The organism is Howardella ureilytica (assembly GCF_054657495.1).
In genome coordinates this window covers 1-15,654 of record NZ_BAAHYP010000012.1, presented here as the reverse complement: position 1 = coordinate 15,654, position 15,654 = coordinate 1, and the positions used below count along the sequence as shown (strand labels likewise).

The window sequence follows — 15,654 nt, the reverse complement described above, 5'->3', positions numbered from 1 at the left end:
ATTTTAAAATATATAAATAACAGAACAAAATAGAAGGAAAACAGTTTAGTATACAGAATAATACTAAAGACGCCGTTTTAAGTTTGGAGGTGATATGTATGACCGTAAGAGAAGAAACAGAACAAATCGAAAGAAAAATTTTAAGTCAATACGCGGCATTTTCAGATTCTACAATGGGCAGAGACAGAGATGAGCCTCAATGCGAATTAAGAACCGTTTACCAAAGAGACCGGGACAGAATTATACACTGTAAATCATTCAGGAGATTAAAGCATAAGACGCAGGTTTTTCTTTCTCCGGAAGGAGATCATTACAGGACCAGACTTACTCATACATTGGAAGTTGCTCAGATTTCCAGGACCATAGCAAGAGCATTGAGGCTTAATGAAGACTTGACGGAAGCCATAGCTCTCGGACATGACTTGGGACATACACCTTTCGGACATATCGGAGAAGACACTTTAAGCGATGTATCGGGAATACGATTTGAACATTGCGAACAGAGCGTAAGGGTAGTTGAAAAAATAGAAAAGGACGGAATGGGCCTGAATCTTACAAAGGAAGTAAGAGATGGGATTTTAAATCATCGTACAAGCGGAAGTCCAAGTACGTTGGAGGGATGTATAGTAAGATATTCCGACAAGATAGCATATATTAATCATGATATAGACGATGCCATAAGAGCGGGGATATTAAAGGAAACGGATATTCCGAAGGAGTATGTCTCAATATTGGGCAACTCCACGAAAGAAAGGCTTAACACGCTTGTAAAGGCCATAGTGGATACATCGACGGGTAAACCGTATGTAAAAATGGATCCTGATGTTAACATTGCGATGACGGGATTAAGAAGTTTTATGTTTAAAAATGTCTATACCAATAAAACGGCGAAGAGCGAAGAAAAAAAGGCGGACAGAATGCTCAGAACTTTATATCTGTACTATAGGGACAATACGGATAAGCTGCCCGGGATGTATGTTGATATAGTTAATCGCAACAATGAGCCCATAGAGCGGGCCATATGTGATTATATTTCAGGTATGAGCGACACATATTCAATAAACACTTTTAAAAAAATATATATTCCCATGTCATGGGATATATAAGCTGTTAATTGCTTAAAAACTATAATTATGCTATAATATCACACACTATTTTTACCTTATTAATATAAACCCTTCGTTTGGGAATGCGGGATATTTTACTTTTGTTTATGTATCGGTTCAAAAGACTTACATATTCATAAAGTGCTTTGTGAAGAGGTACTATGGCTGACATTAATCAATTAAAGGAACAGGTGAGGGATGCCAATGACATAGTTGATGTTATAGGCAGTTATATTACTCTTAAAAAATCGGGATCTAACTATATGGGACTTTGCCCTTTTCACGGAGAAAAGACTCCGTCGTTTTCCGTATCGGCAAGTCGTCAGATATATCATTGTTTCGGCTGCAATAAAGGCGGGGATGTTTTTAAATTTGTACAGGAATATGAAAACATAACCTTTATGGAGGCTCTTAAACTTCTTGCGGATAAAGCCGGGATTGCGATTCCGGATAATGTTTCGTTAAACGGAGGCAGGAAAGATAAAAGTAAGGAAGTGCTTTATTCGATTAATAAAGATGCGGCATATTTTTTTGTTGACTGTCTCAGAGGAGAGAAGGGAGCCGCCGCAAGAGATTATTTACACAACAGGGGGCTCGACTCTAAAATTATTACGGGTTTCGGGCTGGGATATGCCTCAAATGACGGAAATCTGTACAGATATTTGAAAGATAAGGGTTATTCTGATGATGACCTAAAAAAATCAGGACTGTTTACATATAAGGCAGGTATAAAGGATAAGTTTTTTAACAGAGTTATATTTCCGATACTGGGAGATAATCGGGAAGTTATCGGATTCGGAGGAAGAGTGCTTGGTGACGGAATACCCAAGTATCTCAATTCGCCGGAGACTCCCATATTTGAGAAAGGCGAAAACCTTTACGGATTTTATATCGCAAAAAGGACAAGAGACGAAAGGATAATTCTTGTTGAGGGATATATGGATGTTATATCCATGCAGCGGGCGGGGTTTGCCGAAACGGTTGCCTCGCTCGGAACGGCTCTTACGGAATTTCAGGCAAAAAAAATAAGCAGGGTCGCAAAAAAAGTATATCTCATATATGATTCGGATGAAGCCGGAACAAAGGCTAAACTCAGAGCAATTCCGATTCTCAGGAAATACGGAATTACGCCATACGTTGTCATACTGGATCCGTATAAAGATCCCGATGAACTCATAAAAGTTCTCGGAAAAAATGAGATGTCAAAGAGAATAAACAACGCCGTGGACGGAACAATCTTTGAGATAATGCAGCTTGAAAATGAATATAACAGGAGCGACCCCGCAAGCAATGCGGAATTCGAAAAAGAAGCCGCATCAAAAATTGCGGCGTTTTCTTCCGCGGACACGGATGAGGATAAGGCTGAATTTTTGAGTATTCGCAATAATTATATCAATACGGCGGCGAATGAATTTCATATGGACAAAAAAGAACTCACGCAGATTGTAGAGGGAATGATTGCAATTAAAAGACGAGACGGAAATTATAACAATGTTTCGGTTAAAAGGCATGAGCCGCATATGAAAAAAGACGGGAATAACGGCATAAGTACGGACAAGGGAATACTTAACGCTGAGAAGATAGTTCTTACGGCCGTATCGTGCTATCCGGGTATTCTGGAATCCGTTGAAAAATATATAAGAATAGACGATCTTGTCAACGATGTATCAACAGAGGTAGGGAAAATGCTTAGAGATGACATATTGTCCGATACTCTCAACATACCGAAAATCTTTGATACATTTGCGGAAAGAAACATAAATATAAGCATGGTTCTCAACAGTGATGAATTAAATCAGCTTTCGGAGGATGACACCAAGAAAGCTTTAGGCGATTCTATTAAAAAAATTCTTCAAAAGAAAAATGAAATAGAAATTAATAAGCCGGAAAATCTCGCTGATATAGCGAAATTGACGAACAGGAAGATGGAACTTCAAGAACTTTCAATTAATTTTGACTGATAATTACTATATGCACATGTCGTGACAGAGTTTTACCGGGAGGAAATATAAATGGCTAAAAAGGCTGAAACAACTAAAGATGAGGAAATAATGGAAAAGGTTATGGAGGCTGATGACAGGAAAGAACTTGAAGTAGAGGAGAAGAAAACCAGGAAAACAACAAGGAAGAGAGCCTCCAAAAAGGCTGACGAAGAAAAGGCGTCTTCTGCCTCGGTTACAGAAGAAGAGGAAGATACAAGAAGTGATGAAGAAAAGCTTGTTGACATCCTGGATATGATTGTGAAGAAAGCAAGCAAGAATAAAAATGTAATCGATTACCAGGATGTTACGGAAGCCGTATCTGAAGTGCTGGACAATCTTGATGATATAGATAAGATATATGATTATCTTGAAAGTAAAAAGATTGAAATCAGAATGGAAGATGATACGGATAAGCTTGACGACGACGATGATCTAAGTGATGACATGGAAAGTGAAGATGATATTGACCTTTCCAAAATAGATTTATCGGTTCCCGAGGGTATCGGTGTTGACGATCCGGTAAGAATGTATCTTAAAGAGATAGGACAAATTCCGCTTCTTACAGCTGAACAGGAAGTCGAATATGCGAAAAGAATGGAAGAAGGAGATGAGGTGGCAAAGCGCCGTCTTGCGGAGGCCAACCTCAGGCTGGTTGTTTCCATTGCGAAAAGGTATGTGGGAAGAGGAATGCAGTTCCTGGATTTGATTCAGGAAGGAAATCTCGGACTTATAAAAGCCGTGGAAAAATTCGATTACCGTAAGGGATATAAGTTTTCAACATACGCCACATGGTGGATAAGACAGGCCATTACAAGAGCCATAGCCGACCAGGCAAGAACAATAAGAATTCCGGTTCATATGGTTGAAACCATCAATAAACTCACAAGAGTATCGAGACAACTCTTACAGGAACTCGGAAGAGAGCCTTCTCCGGAAGAGATTGCGGAAGAAATGGACATACCTGTAGAAAAGGTTCGTGAAATACAAAAGATTTCACAGGAACCGGTTTCGCTTGAAACACCTATCGGAGAAGAGGAAGACAGTCATCTCGGCGACTTTATACAGGATGAAAATGTTCCCGTTCCGGCAGAAGCGGCAGCGGCCACATTGCTCAGAGAGCAGCTTGACGATGAACTTGCGACTCTTACCGAAAGAGAACAGAAGGTTTTGAGACTCAGATTCGGACTTGATGACGGAAAGGCAAGAACCCTTGAGGAAGTCGGCAAGGAATTTCAGGTTACAAGAGAGAGAATAAGACAGATTGAAGCTAAGGCCATAAGAAAACTCCGTCAGCCGAGCCGAAGCAGAAAGTTGCAGGATTATCTTGATTGACGGCATTTCAAAAAGATTAAAATCCGTAGCCAATTTTATACCGAGAGCATGCAGAGTCTGCGATGTGGGGACGGACCACGGATATTTACCTGTTTATTTATCACAGACAGGCATAGCAAAAAGTATCATCGCCATGGACCTAAGGGAAAAACCGCTTCAAAAGGCTAAAAACAACGCGAAAGACGCAAATGTTTTTAATATCGATTTCAGACTGTCCGATGGGCTTGAAAAATTAGAGAAAAATGAGGCGGATGTAATAACCATAACAGGTATGGGCGGCTATCTGATTATTAACATTTTAAAAAAAGCACTGGAAAGAAATCTGTTTTCAGAGGGTATGAGAATAATAGTATCACCTCATTCGGATTACAGAGAACTCAGATATTTCCTGTATCGTAACGGATTTCTTATTCTGGAAGAAAATGCCATGTATGAAAATAAATGGTTTTATAACATTATCTCGGCTAAGTACGACGGAGTAACAAGAAGTGCCGATGAGGTTGTATTAAGTTACGGAAGTCATTGTCTTGAGTCCCGAAATGCCGCACTGAAGAAATATCTGCTGCATGAAAGCATGGTTTTAAGGGGTGTAATTGAAGATGTTTCCGAATCGGACTCTGATTCCGCAAAGGCAAAAGCAGAAGAGTTGAAAGACAAATTGGCGGTTAACAGAGAAGCATTGTTATATTTTTTGTAAAAATGTATCTTTATAAATACAAAATGAATTCATATTAAAGGGGAAATAAGACTTATGATTAAGGCGGTTAAGTTTGGAGGAAGTTCACTTGCAAGCGCTGAGCAGTTCAAAAAAGTAAAAAACATAATTTTGTCGGAGGATGACAGAAAATACGTCGTTCCGTCCGCGCCGGGAAGAAGATTTCCCGAGGATGTTAAGGTTACTGACCTGTTATACAGATGTCACGGAGAAGCTAAGGTAGGCATGGACTATGCTCATACATTGGATGTGATAAAGTCAAGATATGAAGAAATTATCAAGGGCCTTGACTTGGACCTTTCTCTTGACTCTGAATTTGATACAATTTCGGACAACCTTAAAAAAGGAACGTCCATAGATTATATTGCATCCAGAGGGGAATATCTTAACGGTATTGTTCTTGCGGCCTGCCTCGGATATGAATTCCTGGACTCTGCGGAAGTTATTCTTTTTGACGAAAACGGAAATTTTCTTCCGGAAGAAACAAATGAAAAACTTTCTGAGAGATTAAGTAAAATGGAGAATGCCGTACTTCCGGGCTTCTACGGATCAATGCCAAACGGTGAAGTAAAGACATTCAGCAGAGGAGGTTCGGACGTTACGGGTTCGATACTTGCCCGTGCAATCAGAGCAGATGTATATGAAAACTGGACAGATGTATCCGGATTTCTTGCTGCAGATCCGAGAATTGTAAAAGATCCTGAAGTTATAGAGGTAATTACTTACAAGGAACTCAGAGAACTTTCTTACATGGGAGCGGGAGTGCTTCACGAATCCGTTGTATTCCCGGTAAGAAAAGAGGGGATACCTGTTAACATAAGAAATACAAATGCTCCGGAAGATAAGGGAACTATGATAGTGGAGAGTACGTGCCATGTTCCTGAACATACAATTACCGGTATTGCGGGCAAAAAAGGCTTTGCATCGGTAAATATCGATAAAGATAAAATGAACTCAGAGGTAGGTTTCGGAAGAAAGGTCCTGGAAGTATTCGAAAAGAACGGACTTTCGTTTGAACATATGCCTTCGGGAATCGATACAATGACAATATTTGTTAACATGGAACACTTCATTCCTAAAGAACAGTTGGTATTGTCCCAGCTCCATCAGGCGGTACATCCGGATTCAATCGAGCTTGAAGCGGATCTTGCTCTTATTGCCGTAGTCGGAAGAGGAATGAAAAACAGCACGGGTGTCGCTTCAAAAATATTCAAAGCGCTTGCGGAGGCAAATGTCAATATTAAGATGATTGACCAGGGGTCAAGCGAAATGAATATTATTGTAGGCGTCAGAAATAAGAATTTTGACGATGCAATAAAAGCCATATACAAAGCTTTTTTTAACTGATATATATTAATATAATGAAAAGTTGTCGCATATGTAACAGCATCGGTAAGTGTAAACGGTATATGATTTACTTCCGATAAAATCAGCGGCAGCTTTTTTGTTAGATTATTAAACGGTGTCGACGGAACATTCGATGGGATAAATGCACAGACGCCGCTTCTTTAAATATGAGGATTTGCTTATGATATATGAATCTTACAGTGAAAGGGAAACATTTGAAATAGGTAAAAAGTTAGGCGAAAAGGCTGAGATGGGAATGATTTTTGCGCTCGAAGGAGACCTGGGGGCGGGTAAAACGGCATTTTCCAAGGGATTTGCCAAAGGACTCGGAATAACGGAGGTTGTAAACAGCCCGACATTTACCATAGTACAGGTGTACGACAGCGGAAGAATACCGCTGTATCATTTTGATGCATATAGAATTGAAGATCCAAATGAAATGGATTATCTCGGATTCGACGAATATTTTTTCGGAAACGGCGTATGCCTTATAGAGTGGCCGAGCGTCATAGAGGAATATTTGCCGAATGATATGATAAAGATAACCATATCGAAAAATTTGGATAAGGGATTAAATTACAGATTGATAGAGGTGGAAAATGACGGTTCTTGCGATTGAGAGTGCCGGAAGTGTCGCAAGCGCGGCAATATTAAGGGATAATAAGATAATCGGAGAATACAGCATAAATACGGGGATGAAACATTCTGAAACTCTTCTCCCGATGACTGACGCACTTTTAAAAAGTGTCGGCATGGATGTCTCGGAGATAGATTATATTGCTGTTTCCGTAGGTCCGGGGTCATTTACGGGGTTAAGAATCGGTATTGCTCAGGTAAAGGCAATGGCGTACGCATTTAACAAACCTGCGGTTGCGGTGCCTACGTTAAAAGCACTCGGAGCCGTCGGTATAACTCCAGGCATAATATGCGCAGTGACGGATGCGAGAAGATCTCATGTTTATTGTGGATTGTATCAATACAGACTCATTGATTCCGATGCAAAGGAAAAAAGATACAAAATTGAAGAAATTGAAGAGAATATGCTGATTTCCGCCGAAGAGCTGGTGGAAAAATTAAATGCATACGGCGATGAAGTGACATTTGTGGGAGACGGCGTAAAAATACTTGAAAAGTATCTGGAAAATGCACAATTTTCATATAAATACGCACTTCCGACCGAAAATGATTTAAGCGCCGCAAAAGTTGCATATATTGCGGGAGAAATGATAGAAGCGGGAGAAGTAACATCCGCCTCTGCGTTAAACGCCGAGTATTTAAGGCCTTCGCAGGCTGAAAGAACCAAAGAAACACAGGATAATTACATAATAAGAGAGTTACGGGAATCCGATGCATCAGGGGTTGCCGAAATCGAGAAAATGTCAATAGGAAACGGGGCATGGTCTGAAGATGCCTTGAGAGACGCGGCCGGAAAAGAAAATGCATTATATCTTGTTGCCTGCTCCGGTGATACGGTATGCGGGTTTGTCGGCTCATGGATATCTATTGACGAGTCAGAGATTACAAATGTTGCGGTACATCCGGAGTACAGAAGAAAGGGAATTGCAAGAGCGCTGTTAAGAGAGCTTATATCACGTGGAAGAAAGAGAGGCGTGAAACGTTTTATTCTTGAAGTGAGAAAGGGCAATAAAAAGGCTGTTAATCTGTACGAAAGCATGAATTTTGAATTCATCGGAGAAAGAAAAGGTTTTTATGACGGACCTAAAGAAGATGCATGTATATATGAGCTTGGTTAGAAAGGAATAACAATGCTTGACGTTTGTTTGCTTGGGACGGGCGGAATGCTGCCTCTCCCGGGAAGATGGTTAACATCTCTGTTTTTAAAATATAACGGAAGCGGACTTCTTATAGACTGCGGCGAAGCAACACAGATTGCCATGAAAGAAGCTGGAATCAGCAATTACGACATAGATACGATATGTTTCACGCACTTTCATGCGGATCATATAAGCGGTCTTCCGGGAATGCTTTTATCAATGGGGAATTCAGGAAGAAGCGCTCCTGTTACTCTCGTAGGACCCAAGGGTTTGAAAAGGATAGTTACGGCTCTCAGAACCATAGCTCCGGAACTGCCGTTTGAGTTGGAATTTATGGAATTGGATGATGCTCAAACACATTTAAGCCTGAGAGGATATGAGATAGATATATATAAACTGAATCATAAAGTTACATGTTTCGGATATACGGTAAGTATTCCGAGAATGGGTAAATTTGATGTGGAGAAAGCGAACTCCCTGGGAATTCCAAAGATGTATTGGAACAGACTCCAGCACGGAGAGGATGTAACGGTTGACGGTATCGAAATAAAGTCGGAGACTGTGATGGGGAGTCCGAGAAAGGGAATAAAGGTAACATATTGTACGGACACCAGACCGGTTAAGGCAATAGTCGACAATGCTTATCAGTCGGACTTGTTTATCTGTGAAGGAATGTACGGTACTGACGACAGAATGAACAAGGCCAGAGAATATAAGCATATGACATTTTCCGAAGCGGCTTCATTGGCCAGGGAAGCGGAAGTAAAAGAGATGTGGTTAACACATTTCAGCCCCGTATTGCAGCGCCCCGGGGACTTTATTAATACTGCGAGAAAGATATTTGCCAATTCCCATGTGGGAACATGCGGTAAAGCGGTAACATTAATGTATGAGGATTGATATGAAAGACAGAGACATAAAAATACTTGCAATTGAGTCATCATGTGATGAAACGGCGGCTTCGGTTGTTATAAACGGAAGAAATATCATATCAAATGTGATTAATTCTCAAATAAAGATCCATACTGAATACGGAGGAGTTGTACCTGAAATTGCATCCAGAAAACACATGGAAAATATAGTTAATGTTGTTGAGGAGGCTCTTAATGAAGCGGAGATGAATCTGACGGATGTGGACGCCGTAGCTGTAACAAACGGACCGGGACTTGTCGGAGCACTGCTTGTGGGAGTTTCGTTTGCAAAAACTCTCGCATGGAGCATCAATAAGCCTTTGATTCCGGTTAATCACATAGAAGGTCATATATGTGCAAATTATCCGGAAAATAAAAATCTTGAACCGCCTTTCGTAATACTTGTTATTTCGGGCGGACATACGTATCTTGCGCTTTGTTCCGAATACGGGAAGTATGAAATAGTGGGTATGACAAGAGACGACGCGGCGGGAGAAGCCTTTGATAAAGTGGCCAGAGCCATAGGATTAGGTTATCCCGGAGGACCTAAAGTTGATAAACTAAGCAAAAGCGGCAATCCGTATGCATATGATTTTCCGATTGCGCACATAGATGACGCTCCGTTTGATTTTTCATACAGCGGAGTTAAATCTGCTGTGCTCAATCAGCTTAATACGGCAAAGATGAACGGGGTTGAGGTTAACAAGGCAGACGTTGCGGCTTCATTTCAGAGGGCGATAATAGGATCCACGGTGCCGAAGGCAATCGCGTTGTGTAAAGAGAAAAACATAAGAAAGCTTGCCATTGCCGGGGGAGTTGCGTCAAACAGCGCGTTAAGGGAGGCCTTGCAGTCAGCTTGTCTTAGGGAAGGAATTGAATTCCATTCACCTTCTCCCGTAATGTGTACCGATAATGCGGCTATGATAGGAGCGGCGGCATATTATAAATATATAAACAATGAATTCGGGGATTTAAACCTCAACGCCGTACCTAATTTACCTTTATAACAGAATAAAAGGATTATCCGAACGGGTAAATATATTTTGCATTTTACCGCAAAGCGTATTTCGGTATTCGGAGACGTAAATTTGCAATATTTTCGAAAATTTCTTATATTTTCAGGAGCTTTGTATAAATGAAAGACAGGATTTACGCTATCATTGTTGCAGGCGGAACAGGTTCAAGGATGAAGAGTTCCGTTCCGAAGCAATATCTTAATCTGTGCGGCAAACCCGTATTACAATATTCAATTGAAAAATTTCTTAAAAACGAATTGATTGATTCATGTATTGTCGTGGCTGATAAAATGTACCACAAAGATATTGAAAACATGGCATGCGGCACGAAAAATAATTTATATATAGTTGAAAACGGGGCGGAACGTATTGATTCCGTAAAAGCGGGATTGGATAAAGCGGTATATATTGAAAGTGAGCATCAGGACCGGAATGACGGAGGTACGGCGTATGTAATGATTCATGACGGAGCCAGACCGTTAATTTCGGAGAGGCTTGTTTCGGAGTGCATTGAAAATGTGAAAGCACATAGGGCAATAGTTCCGGCAACAGCCGTAAAAGATACGATTAAAGTTATTAATGCCGACAATGAGGCGGTTAATACCCCGCAAAGATGTAATTTAAGGGCAGCACAGACGCCTCAATGTTTTGAACTGGAACTTATACTTGATGCCTTTGATAAGTATATGTCCGACACACAGTCGGAATATTTACCAACGGATGACGGAAGCCTGATTGAGATGTATTCTGATACAAAAGTAGTTATTACTGAGGGGGATGAGAACAATATTAAAATTACGACTCCCATAGATTTAAGCATAGCTGAAATGATTATCGAAAGGGCTGACGGAGGCAGATAGATTTTATCGGAAAACATGATTTTACACGGTAATAAAATATTTAAAATAGTTGTTGACATAACACAAATATATTGATATTATAACAAAGTCGCTACGAGGTGGTGAGCTTTGGAGAGGTAGCGAAGTGGTCATAACGCGGCGGTCTTGAAAACCGTTTGTCTTAACGGGCGCATGGGTTCGAATCCCATCCTCTCCGCTGAAAACGGGGCGTGCTTACGCCCCGTTTTTGATTTCCGTGTATACATGGAGAAGTACCCAAGAGGCTGAAGGGACACCCCTGGAAAGGGTGCAGGTCGTTAACGCGGCGCGCGGGTTCAAATCCCGCCTTCTCCGCTTTTTTAAACAGGTTGTCATATTTTATATGTCAACCTGTTTTTTTGTTACTAAAATTTAAAAATATATACTTAATTAACATATATTTGTTACAAAAAATATTAAATTTTTAGAAAATATATGTTATATTTTAGACATTGCAGATTATATATACAACATTTGGGACTACGTGTTTGTATATAACTAAACAGTATTACTTTTTGGGTTTTGGTAATACTGAAGTCTGTCGGGTATTTTCTTAATTAGGGAATGGGGAGAAAAATGCAAAACAGCGCAACAAAAAGAACTATCAATCTTCTTGCTGATTCGTTGAAAAATCTTTTAAACGTAAAAGAGATTAATAAAATCACAATCAACGAAATAACAAGAGACAGCGGTGTGAATCGCCAAACATTTTATTATCATTTTCATGATATATATGAACTTTGCTCGTATATGATAGAAAGAGACTTTCAGGAACTGATGCCTTCGGGAGGAACTGAAGTGACGGATTGGAAGAGTACCATGATTACACTTCTGGATTACCTGGAGGACAATAAAAATTTATACAAAAGACTTATACTTACGGTTGGATCTTATTATATTAATCAATTTATACATGACAATCTTAAGCCATATGTTAAAGCCTATATCGCAAAATATATAAGATTTACAAATATTTATAATGAATATCTGGAATTTTTATATGAATATTACACGGCATCATTCCACGGCTGCATAGTTGATTGGATATTATTTGACGGTATTAAGAGTGTCACTGACAAAAATAACCTGGTTGAATTGATTTATATGACCGTTGAAGGATCATTGGAACACATTGTTGAAAGATTCAAAGGAAAAAGCGAAATTACGGTTTAATATTATTTGTAGATCCATAATGTTAGCAATATCAAATTATACAATCACATCAGAAGACAGGTTATAACGGTTTTTATTTATAAGTTAAAATATATTTTACTTACCGATGATTTAATATCGAAGCTGATAATATTTAATTTACGGGGAACATTGTGCGGTTGAATTATTTGCATAGTGTTCCTTTTATTTATCCCTGAGAAGATGTAATAACGGATAAGTTATAAAAAGCATCCGGCATCCCGAATTTGTGAAACAGAATGTCTGCAAAACAACTTATGTCACTTATTTATCAAATTGTCTGTCGAATATAAGAACTTATAAAATAAAACCTATTACAAAACTATACAAGTGTAACAATTTTGACATTTGTATAAAAAAGTCTATTTAAGAAACATATTTTAAATGTTAAATTTCTATCATACTATTACAGCAGCTAATATATCTTAGTATTTTATTTACTTAAGATAAGCAGCTAAAATATTAAGATACTTTATCTGCGCGCAAAGAAGGGAGGTTTTATGTAAATGTCGCAGGGAGATGAGAATAAGAGAAGACGAAGCAAGTACTTGACTTTGGTTATTCTCTGTATCGGCATATTGCTCATCCCTGTTATCTACTTCGGCACATATGTATCATCCGTATGGGATGTTTACGGAAAAACTGAAAATTTGCCTGTCGCGGTAGTTAACGAGGACAAGGGGGCAATGTATCAGGGTGAAGAAGTTAATTTCGGTAATCAATTAGTGGACAATCTTAAAGAAAACAAAAACCTGAAGTGGGAATTTGTTGATTTAAAGACTGCAAGAGAAGGCTTGGAAACGGGTAATAAATATTATGCCGTGATTGATATACCGGGTAACTTCACCGAAGATTTGACATCTTTAAGTAATGAGGTAAAAACACAGGCGACGATTACATATTCTGCCAACCAAAAGAGGAATTATGTGGCGTCATCTATTTTAACAACAGCCGTAACAAAGCTTAAGGATTCTGTTGATTTAAAAATCGCAGAGAAAGTTACGGATAAGTTGGTGACACAACTGGAGGCCGTTCCTGATTCATTGGAAGAGGCAAATGACGGTGTCGCAAAATTAAAAGACGGAAGCGAACAGTTGGATAACGGTTATACCGCACTTATTGACGGCAATACAACAATAACAGACGGTTTGACTGCATTATCGACAGGTTTGTCTACGGCTCTTAACGGAGCAACTGCTCTCAGCAACGGTGCGGCTTCATTGCCTACCCTGGTTTCGGGTACAAAAGCATTGGCAGACGGTGCGGGACAGTTAAAGGACGGAGTTGCTTCACTTCCTGTTCTTGTTAATGGTGCAAAACAGTTAAATGACGGCGCCAAATCGGCTCAGGCCGGATCCGGACAGCTTGCTGTGGGAAGTCAGTCGGTTGCAGACGGTATAAAATCTGTTTCATCAGGTTTGACTACTCTTAATGACACCATACAGTCAGGTATAAAATCGTCAAAGGATAGTTCTGCCGCAAAGATAGGTGCGGGAGTTGACGGCGCGGTGAATCAGGTATATGAAGGTAACGGAACAACACCGGGAATTAACGGTTATGTAGACGGCGTTAACACATATGTAAACGGAGTAAACACATATGCAGCAGGCGTTAATTCATACACTGACGCAACCAATAAAATGATTGCAGCTTTAAATGCAGGCGATACGGCAACGGCAACCGCAATTGCAAATCAGTTAAATGCAAAGGATGCTTCAGGCATGAATGCAACTGAAAAAATAAAAGCGGGCGCCGGACAGCTTCAGGCTTCGGGAACACAGGTTCAGGCCGGAGGCACATCCGTAAAGGGAAGTAAAGATTTATTGGCTGCAGGACTTAAAAATGCGCTTATTCCTGAATTGGGCAACAGCCTGGACACCATGGCAAAAAGCATCGGTGCGGGAATTCAGATGTTAAAGACTCCTATAGACGGAGAAGGCGATACGGGAACATATACCGCTCCCGACGGAAGCAAAAAAACTGCTCTTCTTGCGGGCGCAACTCAGGTGAGTCAGGGATTGAATACTCTTAACGGCGGTCTTACAACATTGTCACAGGGTACTGAAACCCTTTCAAACGGTGCCGAAAAACTTAATGAATTAGGTGCAGGCGTTAACAAACTTGCCGCAGGAGCCGATACTCTTGCAAACGGTGCGGTAAGACTCAATGAATTGGGAGCCGGAATCAATACGCTTACATCAGGTATAGGTCAGCTTTCAGACGGATCCGCAAAACTTGAGGACGGTTCGCGTCAGCTCGGAGACGGACTTGTAACGGCTAAAGACGGAAACAGTCAGGTTCTGGGCGGACTTACAACCTTAAATAACGGATTCAACACTTCAATAAGCGACGCCAGAGATAAACTTAAGACAACCGACGGACTTGCTTCCGCGGTAGGCGGCGGAGTTGAAACCAAGGCTGAACCGTTTGATGAGATACCTAATTACGGTGAGTCGTTTGCTCCGTATTTCTTAAATGTATCTCTGTGGGTAGGTGCATTAACATGTATGTTAACAATCTACTATGATTATAAGAGAACGGTTAAAACATTGGGACCTATGTCAAGGAAACCATTAATACGTTTCTTCTTCTTCCTTGGTATAGCCGTTGCACAGGCTCTTATATGCGGCCTTGTAGGTCAGTTCGGACTCGGTCTCGAGGTAGATCTTCCTTTGGCATATTATCTCGGACTGTGTGCGATTTCCATAACATATATGCTTATAGTGGAATGTCTGATGGTTAACCTCGGAGATGTGGGTAAATTCCTTTCAATGGTACTTATGGTACTGCAGCTTACGGCAACGGGAGGAACATTCCCTATTGAATTGAATCCGGGATTCTTCAGAGCCATAAATCCGTTCCTTCCTATGACATATAATATTCAGCTGATGAAAGAAGCGATAAGCGGTCATAACGAAGCTTATGCATGGTATAATTTCGGAATGCAGTTTATTTTTGCGGCAATCGCTCTCGGACTTCTTATGTTGGGAAATATTATAAGAAGAATAAAGAACAGGAATGACGGTGAAAAAATCGGAATAAAAGATGCTTTCCACTATGGTGAGGAAGGACATTTCAGCAGTATTCCTGACAAACATTGATTACAGTTACGACAAAGTAAAACGATGTCTTTAAATTTCAGATAACAAATGATGAGCAAAGGCTGTGTATTTAGGATTTGATAATCTTAAATATACAGCCTTTTTATTAAATCCATAAAATAAAAATCCTCTGAAACATGGCATTTATGCGGTTTCTTGAAAAATAAAAAAATAAATTCAAATATTTTTCAAAAAAAGTGTTGACATTATATTGGGGTGTTGATATTATATACAAGTCGCCGCGGCAAGCGGCAACAAACAAACACGACGGAAACGGTGCAACAGCCGTATCCGCAGCAT

At 40.1% G+C, this 15,654-nt stretch carries 12 protein-coding genes and 2 tRNA genes; all 14 read left to right on the top strand.

Annotated elements, in window-relative coordinates; all coding sequences use genetic code 11:
* Nucleotides 1-98 precede the first annotated feature (98 nt).
* The 14 genes from ACYQ1N_RS06445 to ACYQ1N_RS06380 all read left to right on the top strand — a co-directional run bounded on the left by ACYQ1N_RS06445 (nucleotide 99) and on the right by ACYQ1N_RS06380 (nucleotide 15,354).
* Nucleotides 99-1,106, top strand: coding sequence for a deoxyguanosinetriphosphate triphosphohydrolase (locus ACYQ1N_RS06445; RefSeq protein WP_459834093.1), 1,008 nt, complete (start codon nucleotides 99-101; stop codon nucleotides 1,104-1,106).
* A gap of 161 nt (nucleotides 1,107-1,267) precedes the next feature.
* Nucleotides 1,268-3,067, top strand: a complete 1,800-nt coding sequence (gene dnaG, locus ACYQ1N_RS06440) for a DNA primase (RefSeq protein WP_459834091.1) — start codon at nucleotides 1,268-1,270, stop codon at nucleotides 3,065-3,067.
* 51 nt (nucleotides 3,068-3,118) lie between these two features.
* Nucleotides 3,119-4,420, top strand: coding sequence for an RNA polymerase sigma factor RpoD (gene rpoD, locus ACYQ1N_RS06435; protein ID WP_459834089.1), 1,302 nt, complete (start codon nucleotides 3,119-3,121; stop codon nucleotides 4,418-4,420).
* Nucleotides 4,413-5,117 carry a tRNA (adenine(22)-N(1))-methyltransferase gene (locus ACYQ1N_RS06430; RefSeq protein ID WP_459834087.1) on the top strand — a complete coding sequence of 235 codons (705 nt, stop codon included), beginning with the start codon at nucleotides 4,413-4,415 and terminating at the stop codon, nucleotides 5,115-5,117. The genes rpoD and ACYQ1N_RS06430 overlap by 8 nt, the downstream gene beginning before the upstream one ends.
* 54 nt (nucleotides 5,118-5,171) lie before the next feature.
* Nucleotides 5,172-6,482 (top strand): aspartate kinase, encoded by a 1,311-nt coding sequence (locus tag ACYQ1N_RS06425; RefSeq protein WP_459834085.1) that lies wholly within the window; start codon nucleotides 5,172-5,174, stop codon nucleotides 6,480-6,482.
* A gap of 181 nt (nucleotides 6,483-6,663) precedes the next feature.
* A complete protein-coding gene (tsaE, locus tag ACYQ1N_RS06420) occupies nucleotides 6,664-7,101 on the top strand; it encodes a tRNA (adenosine(37)-N6)-threonylcarbamoyltransferase complex ATPase subunit type 1 TsaE (RefSeq protein ID WP_459834083.1) in 438 nt (145 codons plus the stop codon).
* The gene (gene tsaB, locus ACYQ1N_RS06415) at nucleotides 7,082-8,236 is read left to right on the top strand and encodes a tRNA (adenosine(37)-N6)-threonylcarbamoyltransferase complex dimerization subunit type 1 TsaB (protein WP_459834081.1); all 1,155 of its coding nucleotides are present in this window, start codon (nucleotides 7,082-7,084) and stop codon (nucleotides 8,234-8,236) included. Before tsaE ends, tsaB begins: the two co-directional genes overlap by 20 nt.
* 12 nt (nucleotides 8,237-8,248) lie before the next feature.
* On the top strand, nucleotides 8,249-9,157 hold the full coding sequence (locus tag ACYQ1N_RS06410) for a ribonuclease Z (protein ID WP_459834079.1): 909 nt from the start codon (nucleotides 8,249-8,251) through the stop codon (nucleotides 9,155-9,157).
* The gene (gene tsaD, locus ACYQ1N_RS06405) at nucleotides 9,147-10,175 is read left to right on the top strand and encodes a tRNA (adenosine(37)-N6)-threonylcarbamoyltransferase complex transferase subunit TsaD (protein ID WP_459834077.1); all 1,029 of its coding nucleotides are present in this window, start codon (nucleotides 9,147-9,149) and stop codon (nucleotides 10,173-10,175) included. Before ACYQ1N_RS06410 ends, tsaD begins: the two co-directional genes overlap by 11 nt.
* A 128-nt stretch (nucleotides 10,176-10,303) precedes the next feature.
* Nucleotides 10,304-11,044, top strand: coding sequence for a 2-C-methyl-D-erythritol 4-phosphate cytidylyltransferase (ispD, locus tag ACYQ1N_RS06400; protein ID WP_459834075.1), 741 nt, complete (start codon nucleotides 10,304-10,306; stop codon nucleotides 11,042-11,044).
* Between the two features lie 110 nt (nucleotides 11,045-11,154).
* Nucleotides 11,155-11,240: transfer RNA gene (locus tag ACYQ1N_RS06395), tRNA-Ser, on the top strand.
* A gap of 49 nt (nucleotides 11,241-11,289) precedes the next feature.
* Nucleotides 11,290-11,377, top strand: a tRNA-Ser gene (locus ACYQ1N_RS06390).
* 261 nt (nucleotides 11,378-11,638) lie between these two features.
* Nucleotides 11,639-12,235, top strand: a complete 597-nt coding sequence (locus ACYQ1N_RS06385; protein ID WP_459834073.1) for a TetR/AcrR family transcriptional regulator C-terminal domain-containing protein — start codon at nucleotides 11,639-11,641, stop codon at nucleotides 12,233-12,235.
* A gap of 524 nt (nucleotides 12,236-12,759) precedes the next feature.
* A complete protein-coding gene (locus tag ACYQ1N_RS06380) occupies nucleotides 12,760-15,354 on the top strand; it encodes a YhgE/Pip family protein (protein WP_459834071.1) in 2,595 nt (864 codons plus the stop codon).
* The last annotated feature ends 300 nt before the right edge of the window (nucleotides 15,355-15,654 follow it).

What these genes read in the sequence shown, in the direction of transcription:
- ACYQ1N_RS06410 (WP_459834079.1), top strand. Translation starts at nt 8,249, where the DNA reads ATGCTTGACGTTTGTTTGCTTGGGACGGGCGGAATGCTGCCTCTCCCG.
- tsaD (WP_459834077.1), top strand. Translation starts at nt 9,147, where the DNA reads ATGAGGATTGATATGAAAGACAGAGACATAAAAATACTTGCAATTGAG.
- tsaB (WP_459834081.1), top strand. Translation starts at nt 7,082, where the DNA reads ATGACGGTTCTTGCGATTGAGAGTGCCGGAAGTGTCGCAAGCGCGGCA.
- ACYQ1N_RS06385 (WP_459834073.1), top strand. Translation starts at nt 11,639, where the DNA reads ATGCAAAACAGCGCAACAAAAAGAACTATCAATCTTCTTGCTGATTCG.
- ispD (WP_459834075.1), top strand. Translation starts at nt 10,304, where the DNA reads ATGAAAGACAGGATTTACGCTATCATTGTTGCAGGCGGAACAGGTTCA.
- rpoD (WP_459834089.1), top strand. Translation starts at nt 3,119, where the DNA reads ATGGCTAAAAAGGCTGAAACAACTAAAGATGAGGAAATAATGGAAAAG.
- ACYQ1N_RS06425 (WP_459834085.1), top strand. Translation starts at nt 5,172, where the DNA reads ATGATTAAGGCGGTTAAGTTTGGAGGAAGTTCACTTGCAAGCGCTGAG.
- ACYQ1N_RS06445 (WP_459834093.1), top strand. Translation starts at nt 99, where the DNA reads ATGACCGTAAGAGAAGAAACAGAACAAATCGAAAGAAAAATTTTAAGT.
- ACYQ1N_RS06380 (WP_459834071.1), top strand. Translation starts at nt 12,760, where the DNA reads ATGTCGCAGGGAGATGAGAATAAGAGAAGACGAAGCAAGTACTTGACT.
- tsaE (WP_459834083.1), top strand. Translation starts at nt 6,664, where the DNA reads ATGATATATGAATCTTACAGTGAAAGGGAAACATTTGAAATAGGTAAA.
- dnaG (WP_459834091.1), top strand. Translation starts at nt 1,268, where the DNA reads ATGGCTGACATTAATCAATTAAAGGAACAGGTGAGGGATGCCAATGAC.